Annotated in this window: 17 protein-coding genes and 2 pseudogenes; 12 read left to right on the forward strand and 7 right to left on the reverse strand. The window is 75.4% G+C overall.

All coding sequences use genetic code 11. The annotated features are described in order from the left end of the window. The first annotated feature begins 323 nt into the window (after positions 1-323). The 6 genes and pseudogenes from UK82_RS13975 (at position 324) to UK82_RS13995 (ending at position 7,475) form a co-directional block, all read left to right on the forward strand. A complete protein-coding gene (locus UK82_RS13975) occupies positions 324-2,705 on the forward strand; it encodes an SDR family oxidoreductase (protein ID WP_055407647.1) in 2,382 nt (793 codons plus the stop codon). Next, the coding region (locus UK82_RS13980; RefSeq protein ID WP_236705908.1) for a medium chain dehydrogenase/reductase family protein at positions 2,702-3,666 on the forward strand (965 nt) is incomplete at its 3' end. The genes UK82_RS13975 and UK82_RS13980, both read left to right, overlap by 4 nt. 1 nt (position 3,667) lies before the next feature. Then, a pseudogene (locus tag UK82_RS37685) lies at positions 3,668-3,832 on the forward strand (zinc-binding alcohol dehydrogenase); the annotation flags it as partial. A 109-nt stretch (positions 3,833-3,941) separates the two neighbouring features. Beyond that, positions 3,942-5,528 carry a lactate racemase domain-containing protein gene (locus UK82_RS13985; protein WP_236705909.1) on the forward strand — a complete coding sequence of 529 codons (1,587 nt, stop codon included), beginning with the start codon at positions 3,942-3,944 and terminating at the stop codon, positions 5,526-5,528. A 103-nt stretch (positions 5,529-5,631) separates the two neighbouring features. After that, the gene (locus UK82_RS13990) at positions 5,632-6,855 is read left to right on the forward strand and encodes a lysophospholipid acyltransferase family protein (protein WP_055407570.1); all 1,224 of its coding nucleotides are present in this window, start codon (positions 5,632-5,634) and stop codon (positions 6,853-6,855) included. A gap of 71 nt (positions 6,856-6,926) precedes the next feature. Next, positions 6,927-7,475: a GrpB family protein gene (locus UK82_RS13995; RefSeq protein WP_055407572.1), complete on the forward strand. Its 549-nt coding sequence runs from the start codon at positions 6,927-6,929 to the stop codon at positions 7,473-7,475. 160 nt (positions 7,476-7,635) lie between these two features. Here UK82_RS13995 and UK82_RS14000 read toward each other — a convergent pair whose 3' ends face one another. Next, on the reverse strand, positions 7,636-8,394 hold the full coding sequence (locus UK82_RS14000; RefSeq protein ID WP_044883133.1) for a phosphotransferase: 759 nt from the start codon (positions 8,392-8,394) through the stop codon (positions 7,636-7,638). Positions 8,395-8,657: 263 nt separating this feature from the next. On the opposite strand from UK82_RS14000, the gene UK82_RS42725 reads away from it, so the two are divergent. Together UK82_RS42725 and UK82_RS14010 are read left to right on the forward strand one after the other, a co-directional pair. Beyond that, complete coding sequence (locus tag UK82_RS42725; protein WP_052680893.1) at positions 8,658-9,191, forward strand: hypothetical protein; 534 nt, start codon at positions 8,658-8,660, stop codon at positions 9,189-9,191. 9 nt (positions 9,192-9,200) lie between these two features. Next, a complete protein-coding gene (locus UK82_RS14010) occupies positions 9,201-9,626 on the forward strand; it encodes a PPOX class F420-dependent oxidoreductase (protein WP_044883134.1) in 426 nt (141 codons plus the stop codon). Positions 9,627-9,718: 92 nt separating this feature from the next. Here the strand turns inward: UK82_RS14010 and UK82_RS14015 are convergent, their stop codons facing one another. Continuing rightward, positions 9,719-10,672, reverse strand: a complete 954-nt coding sequence (locus UK82_RS14015) for a hypothetical protein (RefSeq protein ID WP_044883283.1) — start codon at positions 10,670-10,672, stop codon at positions 9,719-9,721. Between the two features lie 684 nt (positions 10,673-11,356). Then, the gene (locus tag UK82_RS14020) at positions 11,357-12,055 is read right to left on the reverse strand and encodes an FMN-binding negative transcriptional regulator (protein WP_236705910.1); all 699 of its coding nucleotides are present in this window, start codon (positions 12,053-12,055) and stop codon (positions 11,357-11,359) included. Positions 12,056-12,129: 74 nt separating this feature from the next. Here UK82_RS14020 and UK82_RS14025 point away from each other — a divergent pair, with 74 nt between their 5' ends. Both UK82_RS14025 and UK82_RS14030 read left to right on the forward strand, forming a co-directional pair. Continuing rightward, a complete protein-coding gene (locus UK82_RS14025; RefSeq protein ID WP_236705911.1) occupies positions 12,130-12,897 on the forward strand; it encodes a TetR/AcrR family transcriptional regulator in 768 nt (255 codons plus the stop codon). A gap of 90 nt (positions 12,898-12,987) precedes the next feature. Next, entirely contained in the window at positions 12,988-13,779 is a 792-nt protein-coding gene (locus UK82_RS14030) for an SDR family oxidoreductase (RefSeq protein WP_055407649.1), read from the forward strand. Between the two features lie 280 nt (positions 13,780-14,059). On the opposite strand, the pseudogene UK82_RS14035 reads toward UK82_RS14030, so the two are convergent. The 3 genes and pseudogenes from UK82_RS14035 to map form a co-directional block, all read right to left on the reverse strand. Continuing rightward, positions 14,060-14,598: pseudogene (locus UK82_RS14035) on the reverse strand (GNAT family N-acetyltransferase); the annotation flags it as partial. A gap of 70 nt (positions 14,599-14,668) precedes the next feature. Continuing rightward, complete coding sequence (locus UK82_RS14040; protein WP_055407574.1) at positions 14,669-15,832, reverse strand: epoxide hydrolase family protein; 1,164 nt, start codon at positions 15,830-15,832, stop codon at positions 14,669-14,671. A 213-nt stretch (positions 15,833-16,045) separates the two neighbouring features. After that, positions 16,046-16,816, reverse strand: coding sequence for a type I methionyl aminopeptidase (map, locus tag UK82_RS14045; protein ID WP_055407653.1), 771 nt, complete (start codon positions 16,814-16,816; stop codon positions 16,046-16,048). A gap of 88 nt (positions 16,817-16,904) precedes the next feature. Here map and UK82_RS14050 point away from each other — a divergent pair, with 88 nt between their 5' ends. Continuing rightward, entirely contained in the window at positions 16,905-17,168 is a 264-nt protein-coding gene (locus UK82_RS14050; protein ID WP_044883135.1) for a helix-turn-helix domain-containing protein, read from the forward strand. Positions 17,169-17,318: 150 nt separating this feature from the next. On the opposite strand, the gene UK82_RS14055 is transcribed toward UK82_RS14050, so the two are convergent. After that, on the reverse strand, positions 17,319-17,825 hold the full coding sequence (locus tag UK82_RS14055) for a MarR family winged helix-turn-helix transcriptional regulator (protein ID WP_055407576.1): 507 nt from the start codon (positions 17,823-17,825) through the stop codon (positions 17,319-17,321). A 75-nt stretch (positions 17,826-17,900) separates the two neighbouring features. Here UK82_RS14055 and UK82_RS14060 point away from each other — a divergent pair. After that, a partial coding sequence (locus UK82_RS14060) for an SDR family NAD(P)-dependent oxidoreductase (protein WP_236705925.1) occupies positions 17,901-18,660 on the forward strand: 760 nt, incomplete at its 3' end. Positions 18,661-18,964: the final 304 nt, after the last annotated feature.

An 18,964-nucleotide genomic window follows, 5' to 3' on the forward strand; every position in this document is an offset into this window, starting at 1 on the left:
GGACTGCCCCCGTTCGGGGGTCCGCGGCAGCGCCCCACCACGGGGTGGCCCGGTCGTGGCCCCGCGCTGGGGAAGCAGATGGGTGGGGTGGTTGTCCACGTGGCTGGCCGGATCGTGGGGCTGCCCGTCACCGCGCAGGGGGGCGGACGGTAGGTTTCCCTGCGTACCGCGGCCTGGGCACGCACCCGTGATGAGCAGGTTGGCGCCGCGGGGGCGAGGCGTCGCCTAGGGTTGCCCTCCGGATGTGCACCCGCCCATCCGGATTTACGGCGGGTGCGGGTGCCCGAATGAGGGTGTCGGCGGTGACGGCAGCGGAGGTCAGGGTGGGGCTGCGCGAGCGGCTCGCGGGCAGGCGTGTGTTCGTGACCGGGGTGACCGGATTCATGGGCGAGGCTCTGCTGGAACGGTTGCTGTCGGATTTCCCCGACACCTCGGTGGTGGCGCTGGTGCGGCCGCGGGGCAGTCACACGGGGGCGGCGCGGCTGGCGCGGATGCTGCGCAAGCCGGCGTTTCGCCAGTTGCGCGACCGGCTCGGGTCGGCGGGGCTTGCCGAGCTGGTGGCGCGCCGCGTCGAGGTCGTCGAGGGTGACCTGTCGCGGCTGCCGGCGTTGCCCGGCGACATCGACGTCGTCATCCACTGCGCCGGGGAGGTGTCGTTCGACCCGCCGATCGACGACGGGTTCCGGATCAACGTCGGTGGGCTGCAGGAGCTGCTGCGGGCGCTGGCGGCCGCGGGGGCACGTCCGCATCTGGTGCACGTGTCGACGGCGTATGTGGCGGGGCTGCGTTCGGGGCACATCGCCGAGGGGTCGCTGGCCCACGATGTGGACTGGCGGGTCGAGCAGGACTCGGCTTCCCGGGTGCGTCAGCAGACCGAGGACGCCTCACGGTCGCCGGAGAACTCGGCGCGGTTTCGGACGCAGGCGCAGCGGCGGTTCGCCGCAGCCGGGGCGCAGACGGTGTCGGCGGAGGCGGAGAAGCTGCGGCGGGCGTGGGTGGCGCGCCGGCTGGTCGAGGCCGGCGGGCAGCGTGCGCAGGTGCTGGGTTGGACCGATGCGTACACGTTCACCAAGGCGTTGGGGGAACGGTTCCTCGAGGAGGCGCACGGCGATCTGCCGTTGACGATCCTGCGGCCGTCGATCATCGAAAGTGCGTTGGCGCGGCCGTTCCCTGGGTGGATCGAGGGGTTCAAGATGGCCGAGCCGCTGATCCTGGCCTATGGCCGTGGGGAGCTGCCGGACTTCCCGGCCTCCCCGGACGCGGTCGTCGACATCATCCCGGTGGATCTGGTCGTCAACGCGACGTTGGCCGCGGCGGCGACGGTGCCGCCGGTGGACCGTCCGGCCTACTACACGGTGTGTTCGGGGTTCCGTAACCCGCTGCTGTTCCGGGATCTGTATGCCCATGTGCGCGAGTACTTCCTGGCCGATCCGCTGCCGCAGCGGGGCCGGGGGGCGATCGCGGTGCCGTCGTGGCCGTTTGCGGGGGCGGCGGCGGTGGAGGCGCGGCTGCGGCATTCCGAGCGGCTGGTGGGGCTGGCCGGGCGGGCGTTGGCGCAGGTCCCGGCGTCGGCGCGGACGCGGGCGTTGGCCGGGGAGCTGGAGCGGGCGCAGAGCCGGGTGGCGTTCCTGCGTCGCTATTCGGATGTGTACCGGGCGTACACGAAGGCGGAGCTGGTCTACGTCGACGATGCGACGGCGGCGTTGCACGAGGCGTTGGATCCGGCTGACCAGGTGGAGTTCGGGTTCGATCCGGCGTGCTTCGACTGGCGGCACTACCTGCAGCAGGTGCACTGCCCGGCGGTGACGGCGGTGCTGCGCCGTCCGCGTGAGGCCGCGCCGCGCCGGCGGTTGTCGGGGCATCTGGCCGCCGGCGACGGGGTGCTGGCGGTGTTCGATCTCGACGGTGCGGTGGCGAGCGCGACGGTGATCGAGTCGTATCTGTGGATGCGGCTGGCCGACGCGGGGCCGCGTCGGCGTGCGCGGGAGCTGGCGGGGCTGGCGGCGGCGCTGCCCGGGTATGTGCGCGCGGAGCGGCGTGACCGGGGGCATCTGATGCGCGCGGTGTACGCCCGTTATGCGGGGGTGGATCCCGAGGAGCTGGAGCGTCTGGTTGCCGAGGTGGCCGGGGACATTCTGCTGCGGCGGGTGAAGCCGGCGGGGATCCGCCGCGTGCGGGAGCATCGGGCGGCGGGGCATCGCACGGTGCTGCTGACCGGGGCGGTGGAGGTGCTGACCCGGCCGTTCGCGCCGCTGTTCGACGAGATCGTCGCCGCTCGGCTGGAGGTGGGCGCCGATGGGCTGCTCACCGGCCGGTTGGCGTCCTCGCCGCTGGTCGGGGATGCGCGGGCGGCGTATCTGGGTCATCATGCGCGCAGCACGGGTGCGGATCTGGTGGCGTCGTGGGCGTATGCGGACAGCCAGTCGGATCTGCCGTTGCTGCGGGCGGTGGGTAATCCGGTGGCGGTGAACCCGGATGTGGCGTTGCACCAGGTGGCGCGGGGTGCGGGCTGGCCGATCGAGGAGTGGGCGGCGGCGGCGGGGGAACCGCGGCTGGTGGTGGGCAGTCGGGTGGAGCGGGGCTGGCAGGCCGCGGCGGCGCGGGCCCGTGCCGCCGTCGGTGCTGGCAGTGGTGCTGGTGCTGGCAGTGGTGCCGGTGGGGTGGGCGGTGTGGGTGGTGCCGGTGGGGTGGGGGGTGGGGGGTGACTCGCGGGTTGGAGCTGTATGAGTCCCCGGCGCGCCATGTCGCCGCCCGGCTGGTCGCCCAGGCGCCCGGCGGGGCGTTCGCCGGGCTGGGTCGGGCGGTGCCGTTGCGGTATGTGGATCGTGATGATCCGCGGCCGCCGGATGAACGCTGGGTGCGGGTGCGTCCGTCGCTGGCGGGGATCGGCGGGGCGGAGCTGGCGCTGGTGACCGGGCGGGCGTCGGCGTATCTGACGGCGGTGGTCGGGTTGCCGTTCGTGCCGGGACGGGAGGTCGTCGGCCGGGTGGAGCAGCAGGTGACCCTTCCCGACGGCCGGGTGCTGGCCGCGGGTGCCCGGGTCGTCGTCGACCCGGTGGCGCCCCCGGCGCCGCGGGCGGGTGAGGTCGGGGTCGGTGGCGGTGGGTGGAGCCGGGTCATGCTCGCCCATCGCGGTCAGCTTCAGGCGGTGCCCGACGGCCTGCCCGACGAGCGGGCGGTGCTGGTCGATGCGCTGGCCCGCGCCGTGCACACGGTCGACCGGGCCCGGGTGGTGTCCGGGGCGCGGGTGCTGGTCGTCGGTGCGGGGGCGGTCGGGCTGTGCACGGTGCTGGCGTTGCGGGCGTTCACCGACGCCGGGTCGGTGGCGGTCGTGGCGCGTCATCCGCGCCAGGCGCAGGTGGCCGGCCGGTTCGGCGCGGACGCGGTGTTCGACCCGGCCGGGGCGGTTGCCGGGGTGCGCCGCGGCACGCGGGCGCTGCGGGTGACCCCGCCGTCGGGCGGGTCGTTTCTGCTTGGCGGGGTGGATGTGGCGGTGGACGCGGCGGGTAGCGGTGAGGCGCTGGCGACGGCGCTGCGCACGACGCGGGCGGGCGGCCGGGTGGTGGTGGCCGGTATCCCGTCGGATCGGGTGGATCTGACGCCGCTGTGGGCGCGGGGGCTGGAGCTGGTCGGGGCGGCGCGGACCAGCGCCGATCCGGGTGCGGCNGACGTGCTGGCGCGGGCGTGGGAGCTGGCCGCGACCGCGCCGCTGGATGGGCTGGTCACCGGCGGCTATCCGCTGACTCGCTGGCGGGACGCGCTGGCCCATGCGTGGGACGCGGGGCGGCTCGGCGCGGTGCGGGTGGCGTTCGATCCGGCGGCGCCGTCGTGACCCGGGTCGGGCGGACCCGGGCTGGGCGGACCCGGGCTGGGATGGCGGGGGTGGACTGGGCGCACGCAGGGTGTGGCTCATCGGGGCGGACGTGGAGAGGATCGCGACAGTGAGACCGGGGTTCGTGCTCGAGGTCGACGAGCGGACTCCCCCGCTGCTGGTCCATTCCGGCGCCGGGGTGCTGCTGGAACGGTTCCCGCTGGGTACGCGGGTGGTGTATCCGCCGCAGCCGCGGCCGGGGGTCGGTGACGTCGACGCGGCGATCGGCGCGGCGTTGGCCGAGCCGGTGGGCAGTGCGCCGCTGTCGGCGCTGCTGCGTCCGGGGATGCGTCTGGCGATCAGCGTGGATGATCTGCGTACCCCGCAGCCGCGGGTGCGGGGTGTCGACGCGCGCGGGCGGATCCTGGAGCAGGTGCTGAGCGCGGCGGCGGCGGCCGGCGTCGACGAGGTGACGCTGGTGGTGGCCAACGGGCTGCACCGGCGGCTGAGTGCCGCGGAGGTGGCGGGGATCGTCGGGGAGCGGGTGTTCCGCTCGTTCTGGCCGACGCAGTTGGCCTGCCATGACGCCGAGGACGCGGCGAACCTCGTCGAGGTCGGCCGCAGCGACGCCGGCGAACCGGTCCAGATCGCCCGGGCGGTGGCCGAGGCCGATCTGCTCGTCGCTGTGGGGATCGTGCAGGGTCCTGGGCAGGGTGGGCTGGGTGCGCTGGTCGAGGGGTTGTCGTCGTATGCGTCGTTGCGCGCGGTGCACGGGGTGGCCGCGGTGACGCAGGCCGCCGCGGCGGGTGCGGGCGGCGGCGGGACGGTGGACGGCCGGGTGGTGCAGGGTGCGGCGGCGGGCCGGGTGGGGGCGGTGCTGGGTGCGGCGGTGCCGGTGTTCGCGGTGGCGGCGACGGTGAACGCGGCCGTCGGGCCGGGGCCGTTTCTGACCCGCCGGGAGTGGGAGTGGTCGCCGGCTGATTCGGCGTTGGCGTTCGGGGTGGGCCGGGGCCTGGAGCTGCTCGGGGGGCGGGGGCGGGCGCGGGTGCTGCGCGATCTGGCCGCCGACTATGCGATCACCTCGGTGACGGCCGGGGAGCCGCAGGCGGTGGCGGTGGCGGCGTGGCAGGCGGTCGACGCCCAGCAGCGGGTCGACGTCGACGGGCAGAGTGACGTCGTCGTCGTGGGGCTGCCCCCGTTCGGGGCGTATCAGGGTGGGGCGCCGGCGGATCCGGTGCTCGCCGCGCACGGTGCGCTCGCCGACGTCTTCGCCCGCCACCGGGGGCGGCCCGTCGTCCGCGAGAACGGGGCGATGATCGTCTACCATCCGGTGGCGGCCCGGTTCTCCCAGTTGCATCAGCCGTCGTATGTGGACTTCTACGAGGAGGTGCTTGCCGAGTCGAGTGATCCGGCGACGATCGAGGCGAAGTTCGAACGGCAGTACGCCACCGACCCCTGGTATGCGTCGCTGTACCGGACGTCGCTGGCGCATCACGGGGTGCATCCGTTCCACCGCTGGTATGAGACGGCGCCGGCGCGGGCGCATCTGGCCGAGGTGGTCTTCGTCGGCGGGGATCGGGCGGTGTGCGCGCGGCTGGGTTACCGGGCGGCGTCGACGCTGGCGGACGCGTTGGAGATCGTGGCGGGGTCGGTGGGCCGTGACCCGTCGATCACCTACCTGCACAGCCCGCCGCAGCTGATCACCGAGGTGCGGTGAGGGGTGCTGGGGTCGCGCCGTGACGGGCGGGTTGCTGGGCGCGGCTGGGTGCGGCGGATCGGACCGGTAGGACGAAGGTGTTCGGGACGGATGGGTGATCGGGATGGGTAGGCCGCGACGGGGTGTGGGGCTGCGCGAGGCCGCACGGGGTTTTCGTCGGGGTGGCCCGCAGTGGGCGCCGGTCGGCGACGCGGGCGGTGCGGCGCGGCCGGCGTCGCGGGAGTTTCCCACCGGGTGGGCGCGCGGCGGGGCGGCGCGCACGACCCGGGCGGTGTTCCTGCGCGGGGTGATGAACCCGCTGCTGCATGCCTCGCTGACCGCGGATACGCATGGCGCGGAGGTGTTCGACGCCGTCCGCGACACCCCGGTGATCATCGTGTCGAATCACACCAGCCATCTCGACGCCCCCATGCTGCTGTGCGCGCTGCCCGGGCGGGTGCGTTCGCGGACCGCGGTGACGGCGGCGGCGGACTACTTCTTCGACAGTGTGTGGCGGGGGGCGGGCAGCGCGTTGGCGTTCGCGACGGTGCCGATCGACCGTAGCGGCGGGGCGCCGTCGTCGACGCCGATGGATCTGCTGCGCGACGGCTGGAACCTGGTGATCTTCCCGGAGGGGACGCGGTCGCGGGACGGGGCGCGGGGCCGGTTCCGGCTGGGGGCGGCGTATCTGGCGATCAACGCCGGGGTGCCGGTGGTGCCGGTGGGGGTGCGGGGGGCGTTCGCGGCGATGCCGCGGGGCCGGTCGTGGCCGGTGCCGGGCCGCCCGCAGGTGACGGTGCGCTTCGGTCGGCCGCTGCGCCCGGCGCCCGGTGAGGATGTGCGGACGTTCACCGCCCGGCTGGCCGCCGAGGTCGACCGGCTGTGCGCCGAGGACGCCACCAGCTGGTGGGATGCCACCCGTGCCGCGCTCGCCGAGCAGCCCACCGACTCCCCTGTCGCCACCGACTCCCCTGTCGCCGCGGGCGCGCCGACCGCGGCCGGGCCCGACGTGTCCGACGTGCCACCACGCCAGCCGACCGCCGCCGACCATGCCGACGCTGACGGCCTGTCCCCCGCTGCTGGGCCTGTGCTCGGCGGGCCGCGCCTTGACCAGGGGGACGACGACGGATCGGGCGGCAGCCCGGCCGCGCCGACGGCCGCTGTCGGCGCGGCGCGCACCCTGGGCCGCCACCGTCCCCGCGTCGCGGCGCGCAGCGGGACCGGCCCGGTGTCGATCTCCGCGCGGCTGCGCGGCGCCCCGGACACCCCGACGGCGCGCTGGCGGCGGATCTGGGCGGCCACCGAACCGTTGCCGCGCAGCACCTCCCGCTCCCCCTGGCGGCGCTGAGCGCCGCCGCGGCTGTCCGGGGCAGATCGTCGGGCGGGCGACGATGACGTGCGGGTGGGAGGGGCACGCACATGGTCGGCGACGAGCCGGGCGAGCTTGTCGCCCATGACCCGGCGTGGGCTGGCCGGTTCGTCGAGCAGCGCGACCGGCTGGCGGCCATCCTGGGGGATCTGCTGGCCGGCGCGGTGGAGCAGATCGGCTCCACCGCGGTGGCGGGCCTGCCCGCCAAGCCCGTCGTCGACATCCTCGCCCCGGTGCACGACCTGGACACCGCGCGCGGCGCGGTGCCGGCGCTGGCCGCCGAGGGCTGGCTGTACTGGCCGCAGGATCCGGCTGGCGGCTACCGTCTGTGGTTCCTGCGCCCCCATCCGGCCGCGCGCACCCACCATCTGCACGTGATTGCCTATGACGATCCGCACGCCCGCGCCCTGCTCGCCTTCCGCGACGCCCTGCGCGCCGATGCGGATCTGCGCGGGCGGTACGCGCGGCTCAAACGGCGCCTGGCCGCGGCGCATCGCGACAACCGCAACGCCTACACCAACGCCAAGGGCGTCTTCGTCGACGAGGCGCTGCGCGCGGTCGGGATCGACCCGCCGCGCCGCGACGTCCTGCCGGAATAGGCCGCGCGGCCGACGATCCCCGGCCCTCGGCCCCTGACCGGCCGCCGAGGTGCGCAGCGAGGCCGTCATGACCGACGGCGATGCTCGCCCGCCACGCGGTCCCGGCCGGCGCGCACCCAGCCGGCTGACGTCTGCCGGCGTGGGGCCGCCCGCGCCGCCGCTATCCCTGGGCGGGGCGGCGCCCGATGAGCCCCTCCTGCAGAGGGCTGCGGTGGGCGGCGACCCAGTGGTACGCCGCGCGCACCTCCTCGACGGCACCGGCCTCGCGCAGGTGCCGGGCGCCCGGCTGGCCGGCCCGCGCACCGGCCTCGATGCCGCGCCAGCATCGGTCCTGCCACCACAGGATCGTCTCGATCAGACGGTCGCGGTGTCGCAGCCCGTAGGCGTCGCAGATCACCGCGATCCGTCGGGTCACCTCGGTCAGGTCGGTCACCGACGGGCCGAGTCCGAGGAACTGCCAGCAGACGTGGGCGACGTCGTCGAGGCGCCGGCCGGGTGCGGCCAGATCCCAGTCCAGCAGTGCCACCGGGCGCAGCGCCCCGGCCACCGGCCGGTAGACGGTGTTGCGCGGCGCCAGGTCGTTGTGGCAGACGACCTCGCCGCCGTGCGCCAGTGCCGTCCCCGCGGTCAGGTCGTGGAGCTGACGGACCAGCTCGGCGAGGCGGGCGAGGCTGCCGTCGGCGGTGACGGCGGCCGGCTGGTCGGCCTGCCAGGCGACGTGGCCGGGCAGGTAGGTGAGGATCTCGCGGCCCTGCCCGTCGACGCCGAGCAGCCGTGGCGCTCCCTCGAAGCCGCGGTCCGCCAGCAGGCCCAGGAGGCGGTGGACGAACTCGGCGCGGTCCGGCGCGGGTCGGCGCACGGTGTCCCCGATCCGGACGACCGGGTTGACGAGCCCACCGGGCAGGGGTGTCTCCGTCATGGGCGCAACCGGGTCATAGCTGCATCCTCGCCGATCCGCTCGCCGTCCCGGGTGGACGTCGCCGAGCGTCGGCGGATCCCCGACCGAGTCACGTCTGCTCTGTGACGTTCATCACGTGATGATCGAGATGTGGATAACCCTGTCAACGGAGCGGTGGGTAACTCGGTGTGACCCTGTGGATGTCCTGTGGGGAAAGGGTGATCCCGCGCGGCGGGGAGAAGTCAAGGCGTTGCGGTGCGTATCTGGCGCGGTATCACTGATGCATGGCTCTGCCGCACCCGACCGCCCGGTCCACTCCGCCCGCCCGCCAGCCCGAGTCCGCCCGCCCGAGTTCGACGGCGCGCCCCGTCCAGGTCGGGGGCCCCGCTGCGCCGGCCGGCCCGCCCGCCCGGGCGCGGCTGGACACCGCCCGTCCGGGCACGGCGGGTCCGGGTCGTGCCGGTCCCGCCGGTGACCGCCACGCCGGCGGCCGTCCGGCGGCGGGTGGCGCGGCCGGGTCCCCGTGTGGGACGGCCGGGCCGGGGGGTGGGGCGGCGCCGCTGCCACCGAGTGTGGCTCGGGTCGCCGCACGCACCCGGCTGTCCGCCGAGCTGCTCGCCGCGATCCTGGAGGTCGAGCGGCGGACCCGGGCCACCCTGGACGACATCGAACGCGCCGACGCCCTCGCCGAGCGGCTGCTGGTCCGCCGTGGCCATCGTCTGCGCGCCACCGGCGGGCGCGGCGCCGGAACCAGCGGCGGTCCGGCCGCCGGCGGCTCGGGCCTGAGCGGTCCGAGCACCGCAGCCTCGGCGGCATAGGGTGCTCGCATGGCGACGATGACCGACGCGCAGTGGCGGGCGTTCGTCTCGGCGGGCACGCGCACCGGCAAGCTCGCCACCGTCCGCGCCGACGGCCGGCCGCACGTGGTGCCGATCTGGTTCCTCCTCGACGGCGCCGACGTCGTGTTCAACACCGGGGCGGAGTCGGTGAAGGGCAGGGCGCTGCGGCGCACCGGGGTCGCGTCGCTGTGCGTCGACGACGAGCGGCCGCCGTACTCGTTCGTCACCCTGGCCGGGCCGGTGGCGCTGTCCGAAGATGTGGCCGAGGTGCGCCGCTGGGCCACGCGCATCGCCGCCCGCTACATGGGCGCCGACCGCGCCGAGGAGTACGGCGCGCGCAACGGCGTGCCCGGCGAGCTGCTCGTGCGCCTGTCCCCCACCCAGGTCGTCGCCCTCGCCGACGTCGCGGACTGACCCCGATCCCGCCGAACTGCGCCACCGGTACCGGACTACCGGCGCTCAGCTGCCGGCACCGCGCCTGCCCTACGCCGACCCGGCGGCTTTCGTCAGGAGGCGCCGGCGGTGCGGGGGGCGTGGTCGACCGGGGGCGTGGAGATCAGCAGCAGGACCTCGTGCACCCGGGTGGCCAGCAGCCGCGACGGGCGGGTGTCGAGGATGGCGACCATCTCGTCGAGGACACCGCCGGCGGTGGCCGGGTCGTGGTTGACCAGCGTGGTGGCCAGCGCCGCCAGCGCCCAGCCGCGTTCGAGGGTGCCCGGGGTGGTGATCGCCACGGCGCGCCACGCCGCGGATCGGGCTCCGGGCACACCCAGCCGGGCCATCGCGTCGGCGACGACGCACGCCTCACGGACGTCGTCGAAGGCGGGCCAGCCGGGATGGCGCAGGCCGTGCACGACCGGGCGGTCGCGCAGGCGGGCCAGCGCGGCGTCGACGCCGGGTTCGTCTCCGGCGGCCGCGGCGAGGGTGACCTCGGCGGCGGCGGCCCAGCCGTGCAGGTAGGGATGCTCCACGGCGGCGGCCCGGGCGGCGGCGGCGCGGGCGGCGTCGAGGCGTCCGTCGGCGAAGGCGATCGCGGCGTCCAGGCTGCGGGAGGTGCCGGTGAGCAGCCGGTCGTCGAGCTGGGCGGCGAACTGCTCGGTGAGGGTGGCGAAGCGGCGGGCGGAGGTGTCCGCGCCGGTGTCCGCGGACAGCACACCCAGGTAGAACGACAGGTAGCCGGCGACGCGGGTCAGCTCGATGTGCACCGCGGGCGACAGCCGCCGCGCCAGGGCGGCCTGCACGCGGCGCCAGTCGCCGATGATCGGGCCGAGCAGGCTGGTGTGGGGCACGCTGAGCAGGGTGGTGGCGTAGCGGTACAGGCGGTCGTCGAACTCGCTGAGCGCCAGCGGGTCGGGGTCGGCGTAGGCGATCTCCCGGGAGATCATCGCCGCGGCGCGGGCGGCGGCGGACAGGCCGAAGCGGTCCGGCACCTGCGCGCCCGGCAGTTCCACCGCGTCCATGCCCTGCATCCCCTCCACCTCCCGGCCGGCGGCGCACACCGCCGGCCGGACCGCCCGTCCCGCGCCCGCCGTCACGTCCGGGCCGGGCCGGGGCCCGGGCGGGCCGTGCGCACCGCGCCGGCGCGGCCGGATGCCGCGGCGGCGCAGGCCGCAGGCAAGCCCACCCCTGTCCGTCACGCCGCGTTACCGTCGGGTGGTCGTGGGGCTGGTGCCCGCCGTGCCCGCCTTCTCTCGGCGGGCCCGCTGCGGGGTGCCGGAGCTGGGCTTCGACGCCGGGCACACGGCGACCCGTCCCTGGCGACGCCTCCTACCGGTGTGTAGCCGGATCGGTGGACGACGTGACGGTGGGCACGCTACCGCGCCCACGGGGGGGTCTGTACAGAGGTTCGACGAACTCCACACCGCCCCCGCGTTGTCCAGTCGGGACATTCCTCCTCTTGTAGGCGGAAGGTGAGGCGTGTAAAGGGGCCCCGATGGCCCGTTCGGGCCGAGGCGCCCGGCCGGCAGGGCGTGGCCGGCGGGCCTGGTCAGGGCCGGCGTGGGCGCCCGGGGGCCGGGTGGCGGTGCGCCCGCGGGCATCCTTGGTCGCCCTGGGGCTGTCCCCCGTCGCGGGGCGCGGCCCGGACCCGGCCGCTCGGGCATACCGGCTCCGGCCCGCTCGCCCGCGTCTCCCCCATGCGGGGGTCACCCGCCGGCGGCCGGCGGAATCGGCGCAGTGGGCTGAGTCGCCTCGGTCGCCTCGGTCGCCTCGGTCGGTGGAATCGGGGGGCGGTGGTGGGCGACGGCGTCGGCGGTGGCGTGCTCGCCGCGGGCGCGCAGCCCGGCCAGGACCCCGTCGACGTCGGCGGGCGGACGGTTCTGGCTGAGCTTCACCGCCGCCTCGACGCGCTCGATGAGCACCTCGATGCCGACGACCGCGCGCAGCATCGTGGCGAGGTAGTCGGGTGGGGCGTCGTCGACGGACCACGGCTCGGCGTGGGCGGCCTCGTGGGTGTCGGTGAGGCAGCGCAGCACGTCGGCGAGCCAGGCGGGGTCGTCGTGCACGCGCAGCCGGCCGTGGACGTGGACCCGGAGGTAGTCCCAGGTGGGTACGACGCGGCCGTGTTCGGCCTTGGCCGCGTACCAGGACGGGGAGATGTAGGCGTCGGGGCCGCCCACGATGACCAGGGCCGGGCCATCGCGGCCGGTGCGCCACTGGTCGTTGCCGCGGGCGAGGTGGCCCAGCAGCGCGCCGCGTGGGCCGCGGTCGGGATCCAGGACGAACGGCACGACCGAGGCGGTCGGCCCGGTGGCGGTGACGGTGACGAGGTCGGCCGCGCCGGGGTGGGCGAGGATCTCGGCGATGGCCTGGGCGTTGGCCGCGAACGGCGCCGGTACGTACATCGCGGTAAAGCTACCCGGGCAGCGGGCGGGCCGGACCCGTTGACATACCGCCTGGTCGGTTTAGTGTCGGGCGCATGGGCGAGGTGGCGGCGGGCGAGGTGGCGGCGATGGTCCCGGCGACGGCCAAGGGTGAGGCGACCCGTGCCCACCTGTTGCGCACCGCGGCGGCGGTGTTCGCCGGGCAGGGCTACGCCGCGACGACGATGGCGCAGCTCATCGACGCCAGCGGGCTGACCAAGGGCGCGTTCTACTTCTACTTCCGCTCCAAGGCCGAGCTCGCCCTCGCCGTGCTCGCCGAGCAGAAGACCCGTTTCCTCGACCGGGTCGTCGCGGCGCTGGCGGGCCGGGAGCGGGCGGTCGACGAGCTGCTCGCCATGGTCCCGGTGATGGTCGAGCTGATCGAGCGCGACCCGGCAGTGTGGAGCGTCACCCGCCTGGCCCGCGAGCTCGCCGCCGAACCGGAGCTCGCCGCGCGGGTACGTGAGCCGATGGTGGCCTGGGTGGCGCTTGTCGCGGACGTCGTACGCCGGGCCCAGGCTCAGGGTGACCTGCGCGCCCATCTCGACGCCGACGCCCTCGCCGCGGTGCTCGTCGCCGCGTTCGACGGGCTGAAGTCGCTCACCGACGTCCTCGACGGCCCGCGGGCCTCGGCCCGCTTCGCCGAGCGGGCGGGGGTGCTGGTCGGCCTCGTCGACCTGGCGCTGTGCGGCGGTCGGGGCATGGCCACCGACCCGGCGGTCGGGGCGTCCTCGGTGGACACGGGCTCGGGGGCGGACACGGCGACGGAGGCGATCGCGCCACCGTCGGCCGTGGCCGCGGTGCCCGCCCGGCCCGGCGGGTAGCCCCGCCCGCGCGCCTCGCGGCGGTCGGCGTCACCGCCGTCGTGTCCGCCTGCTCCCCCAACAAACCGACCGGATGGTATGGAGACGCTGATGGACCTGCAGGGACAGACCGCGCTGATCACCGGGGCGTCGACGGGCATCGGCGCGGTGTTCGCCCGCGCCCTCGCCGCGCGCGGCGCCGACGTCGTCCTCGTCGCCCGCGACCCAGACCGCCTGCAGGCGGTGGCCGACCAGATCGTGGGCGGCCACGGGGTGCGCGCCCAGATCGTCGCCGTCGACCTGGGCGACCCGGGCGCCGCCGACGTCGTCGCCGAGCGGGTCGCGGCCGCCGGGGGCCGGGTGGACCTGCTGGTCAACAACGCCGGCTTCGGCGCCTACGGCGACCTGGTCGGGGCCGACCCGGTCCGCCTCGCCGACCTGGTGCGGCTCAACTGCGTCGCGGTGGTCGCGCTGACCGCCCGTTTCCTGCCCGCGATGGTGGCCCGTGGGCAGGGGGCGGTGGTGAACGTGGCGAGCACCGCGGCGTTCCAGCCGTTGCCCCACATGGCCGTCTACGGGGCGAGCAAGGCGTTCGTGCTGTCGTTCAGCGAGGCGTTGTGGGCGGAGACGCGTTCGGCGGGGGTGCGGGTGCTGGCGCTGTGCCCGGGTGCCACCGAGACGCCGTTCTTCGACGTCCTCGGCACCCGCGACAGCGTCGTCGGCGCGGTGCGCACCCCCGAGCAGGTGGTGGCCGCCGCGTTGCGCGCCCTGCAGCGGGGCCGGCCGGTCGCGATCGACGGGCGGCGCAACGCGCTGCTGGCCCGCGGCGGGCGGCTGCTGCCTCGGCGGATGCTGGTGCGGATCGCCGAGCGCACCATGCGCCCGACGCCCGCCCGCATCTGAACGCCGCCGGCACCAGGCCTCGCCGGCCAGGTCCGGCCTCACGGTAGGTCGCCCGGTTCGAAGGAGGCGGGGCGAGGCCCCAGCCGCCCGTGGCCCGTTCGAGGGCCCGCCTGGTGTGCAGCGGGTTCATCCCGCGGACGCCGGTGAGGTGTCGGCGTGGGTGAGGGGGCGGGTGAAGGCGATGCGGTGCAGTCCCGGCCCGTCGTAGTCGACCTGGACGTCGACCTGGACGTCGACGCCGTCGACCGTGCGCTGCCCCGGGATGATGCGGAAGCCGAGNGCGGTGTGGAAGGCCACGGAGGTGGCGTTGCCCGGGCTGGTGATCGCCTCGACGCGCCGGGCGCCGTCGGCGGCGGCCTGGGCGAACAACCACCGGTACAGCCCGGCGGCGACGCCGCGGCGGCGCAGGGCCGGGTCGACGCCGACGAAGTGGATGTAGGCGGCGTCGGGCTGCGCGGCGGAGCGGAAGGCGATCAGGAAGGCCGTCAGCCGGCCGTCGGCGGCCTCGCCGAGCACGGAGGTGTCGGCGAAGTGCTGGAAGAACAGCCGCGGCAGCAGCAGCGCCCGCTGCCGGGAGCCGGCCTCGCCGCCGAAGCCGCTCCACCAGTCGTCCAGCACGGCGAGCACCCGCGCCTGGTCGGCGCCGCGCGGCCGCCGCCAGCGCAGCTCGCCGGGCAGCGCGGGGTGCTCGTACCGCGCGGGGTGCTCGGCCGGTGCGAGGTCACCGGCCGGTGCGGGGTGGTCGGGCCGGGTGGGGTGGTCGGGCCGGGTGGGGCCGGGGGCCGGCGCCGGGGCGGGGCCGTCGGGCGTGCGGATCATGTGGTGAGCCTGCCGGCCCCGCCGCGACCCGTCACCCCCTTTTCGTCCGCCGGCCACCCGGGGGCACAGGTCAGGGGCGCAGGGTGCGGAAGAAGGCGGTGACGTCGGCGGTGAAAAGCTCGGGCTGTTCGAGGGCGGCGAAGTGGCCGCCGTGGGGCTGCACGGTCCAGCGCCGCAGGTTGTAGTGGCGGGCGATGACGGCGCGCGCCGGCCGGTAGATCTCCTTCGGGAAGATCGCCGCGCCGGTGGGGGTGCTCACCTGCCGTTCGGGCGCGCCGAGCAGGCCCGCGGCACGCGTTTCGTAGTACAGCCGGATCGACGAGCCGATCGTCTCCGTCACCCAGTAGGTGGTGATGTTGGTGAGGAGGTCGTCACGGCTGATCGCCTTCTCCACGTCGCCGTCGCAGTCCGACCAGGTGCGGAACTTCTCCACGATCCAGCCCGCGAGCCCCGCCGGGGAGTCGGCCAGGGCGTGGGCGAGCGTCTGCGGCTTGGTGCCCTGGATGGCCTGGTAGCCGGTCTCGTACTGGGCGAAACGGCGGGCGAAGTCGAGGTCGGCGATCTCCTCCGGGGTGAGGTTGGCCCGTTCCTCGCGGGTCATCGGCGGCGGCGGGACCAGGTTGAGGTGGATGCCGAGCAGCCGGTCGGGATGGTAGGCGCCGAGATGGGCGGTGATGGCTCCGCCCCAGTCGCCGCCCTGGGCGGCGAAACGGTCGTAGCCCAGGCAGGTCATCAGCTCCGCCCAGGCGTCGGCGATGCGGCGCACGTGCCAGCCGCGTTCGACCGTCGGCCCGGACCAGCCGTAGCCGGGCAGCGACGGGCAGATGACGTGGAAGGCGTCGGCGGCGTCGCCGCCGTAGGACGGCGGGTCGACGAGGCGGTCGATGACCCCGCCGAACTCCACGATCGACCCGGGCCAGCCGTGGGTGAGCAGCAGTGGCACCGCGTCCGGATGCGGGGAGCGGGCGTGCAGGGCGTGCACGGTGGTGCCGTCGATGACGGTGCGCAGGTGCGGCCAGCGGTTGAGGCGGGCCTCGGCGGCGCGCCAGTCGAACCCGTCCGCCCAGTAGGCGCACAGCCCGCGCAGGTAGTCCACGTCGGTGCCCAGGTCCCAGCCCGTGCCGGGGATCTGCTCGGTCCACCGCGTCCGGCGCAGCCGGTGGCGCAGATCGTCGAGGACGGCGTCGGGAACGTCGATCGTGAAGGGCTGCAGGGCGGTTGACGGCGACGTCATGGCTCGCTCCGAGGGGTCCGGGGTCGGATGATCACCGGCCGGCGGCGGGTGCCGCACGGCCAGCTCCGACTATCGACCGCCGCGGCGGCGACCCGCAACGGACCGGGTACCGCCCGCGTCGGGCGGTCCTGGTCCCGTCGGGCGGTCCTGGTTGCATCAGGTGGTCCTGGTCGGTTCGGGTGGTCCGGTCGGGTCAGGCCGGTGCGGGGCTGGTCAGCCGGTGGTGGTGAGGATGCGCGGGCCGTCGGCGGTGATGGCGACGGTGTGCTCGACGTGGGCGGCGCGGCTGCCGTCGACGGTGTGCAGGGCCCAGCCGTCGGCGGCGGTGCGGTAGCTGTCGCGGCCCCCGGCGCAGAACATCGGTTCCAGGGCGAGGACGAGCCCGGCGCGCAGCGGCATGCCCCGTCCGGGCCGGCCGTCGTTGGGCACGCTGGGATCCTCGTGCATGCGCCGGCCGATGCCGTGCCCGCCGAAGTCGCGGGGGATGCCATAGCCGGCGGCGCGCCCGACCCGACCGATGGCGGCGGCGATGTCGCCGAGGCGGCCCCCGGGGACGGCGGCGGCGATGCCGGCGGCCAGCGCCGCGGCGGTGGTGTCGATGAGGGCGGCGTCGCCGGGGTGCGGGGCACCGACGGTGAAGCTGATCGCGGCGTCGCCGACCCAGCCGTCGAGCTCGGCGCCGCAGTCGATGCTGACCAGGTCGCCGTCGCGCAGCGGGGTGTCGCCGGGGATGCCGTGGACGATGACGTCGTTGACCGACGCGCAGATGACCGCGGGGAACGGTGTCGGGGCGAAACCGGGATGGTAGTGCAGGAACACCGGGATGGCCCCGGCGTCGCGGATGATCGTGTGCGCGACCGCGTCCAGTTCGCGGGGGGTGACCCCGACGGCGGCGGCGTCGCGGGTGGCGCGCAGCGCGCGGGCGACGACCGCCCCGGCCGCGGCCATCGCCTCGATCGCCGCGGCCGACTTCAGCTCCACCATCCCGACCACCCTTCCCTGCCCACGCCGACGCGGCGTCACACCCGCCGCACCAGTCCCCAATTACTATACCGGTATTACTATCACGGGTATGGTGCGCACGCCGTTGACCAGGGCGGAACGGGAACGCGGCGAGCGGCTGGGTGCGCTGCTGCGGGCCGCGCGCGGTGAGCGCAGCATGGTGGAGGTCGCCGCCGCGGCGGGGGTGTCCGCGGAGACGCTGCGCAAGATCGAGGCCGGCCGCATCGCGACGCCGGCGTTCTTCACCGTCGCCGCGCTCGCCGCGGTCCTCGGCCTGTCCCTGGACCTGTTGGCCGACGCCTGCGACCCGGCGGCGCTGAGCGCCCTGGACTAAGCCGAGCGCCCTGGACTAAGCGGACCGCCCGCCGGCGGGAGCGGGTACCGAGGACGCCGGCGACGCCGAGGACGCCGGCGACATGGTCGGCCAGGGCACGGTGGCCTGTCGGCGCCCCTGCCGCGGCGGCGCCCGAGCGTTTCGGCGCGATCAGGTCGGCGGGGGCTGCTGGTATCCGGGGTGGACGCCGGGAGTCAGCCCCTGCTGGGCGGCGATGGCCGCCAGCAGGCTGGACAGGTGCGCGCGCTGGGCGTCGTCGAGCGCGGCGCAGATCTCGTCCTCGTGGGCGGCGGCGAGCCCGCGCATCCTCGCCATGACCGCACCGCCCTCGGCGGTCAGCTGCAGGGCGTGGTTGCGCCGGTCGGTCGGGTTGCGCGCTCGGGCGAGCAGTCCTTTTCCCTCCAGCCTGTCGACCAGGGCGACGATACGGCTCGGTACCACGCCCAGCTCCTCGGCCAGGGACCGCTGGCTGCGTCCGGGCCGCGCGGCGATCATGCGCAGGATTCCGACCTCGGCGGGGATCAGCCCGAGTTCGCTGATCCGCTCGGCGAACCGTGCCGCGGCGTGCGCGCCGACCTGGGCGAGCAGGAACGCCGTCCCCCTCGGCGGGCGCTGCGCCGCCGCCTCGTCGCGGCCGGTCGGCCGGTGTGTGGTCATGGAAGCGATGGTAGCGACAGAGAATGATTCTGTGCTATGAATGGTTCACCATAGAGAACTGAGGTGACTGTGGACATGATCAACGACGCCGGTGCTCGCTGGCCGCACTATCCGGACCTGGCCGGCAAGGTCGCGCTGGTGACCGGCGGCTCCCGTGGGATCGGCGCCGCGACCTGCCGGGCGCTGGCGGCAAGCGGCGCCAGGATCGCGGTGAACGGCCGTGACCACGCTGCCATCGACGTCGTCGTCGCGGCGATCGCCGCCGACGGCGGCACGGCGGTGCCGGCGCCCGGTGACGTCACCGACGCCGCCGCGGTGGGACGCCTGCGCGCGCACGTCGAGCAGACGCTGGGCCCGGTGGAGGTCCTCGCGGTGTTCGCCGGCGGCCAGGGCTCCCCCGTGCCCACCGTCGAGCTCGACCCCGCTCGCTGGCAGGCGGTCCTCGCCTCGGAGCTGACGTCGGTGTATCTGACCGTGACCGCCTTCCTGCCCGCCATGATCTCCCGGGGCGGTGGGTCGATCATCACCATGTCCTCCACGGCAGGTCGCCACCCGGGCGGCGCCAACGCCGCGTACGCGGCGGCGAAGGCGGGCGTGGTGATGTTCACCCGGCACCTGGCGAACGAGGTCGCCAGGCACGGCGTCCGCCTCAACTGCCTGGCCCCCTCGGCGGTCCTCAACGACCGCATGCGGCGGTCGATGTCCGCCGAGCAGCTCCAACGGCTGTCGGCGGTGTTCCCGCTGGGCCGCGTCGGGCAGCCCGACGACATCGCCCAGGCCGCGCTCTACCTGGCCTCGAACGCCTCCTGCTGGGTCACCGGGGTCACCCTCGACCNGACCGGCGGGCGCGTGATCCTGTGACGATCGCTGCGCGTTCCGGCCGGCAGGGCGGCGGCGGACCGCCCCTGGGTATCCTCGCCGTGGTGTTCACGGCGCTGCTCGTCGCCGGGCTCGCCGTGAGCACGGCCATGGCGGGCGGCGACATCTTTCCCTCACCGTTCAGCTCGTCGCCGACGATCCTGGCGTACTTCCACGACCATCGCGATCCCGTGCGCGTCAGCGCGTTCCTGCAGTTCGCTGCCTCGGTCCCGCTGGCGATCTACGCGGCCACTGTCTCGGCCCGCCTGCGCACTCTCGGC

The sequence above is a fragment of the Frankia sp. ACN1ag genome (genome assembly GCF_001414035.1).
GTDB lineage: Bacteria > Actinomycetota > Actinomycetes > Frankiales > Frankiaceae > Frankia > Frankia torreyi.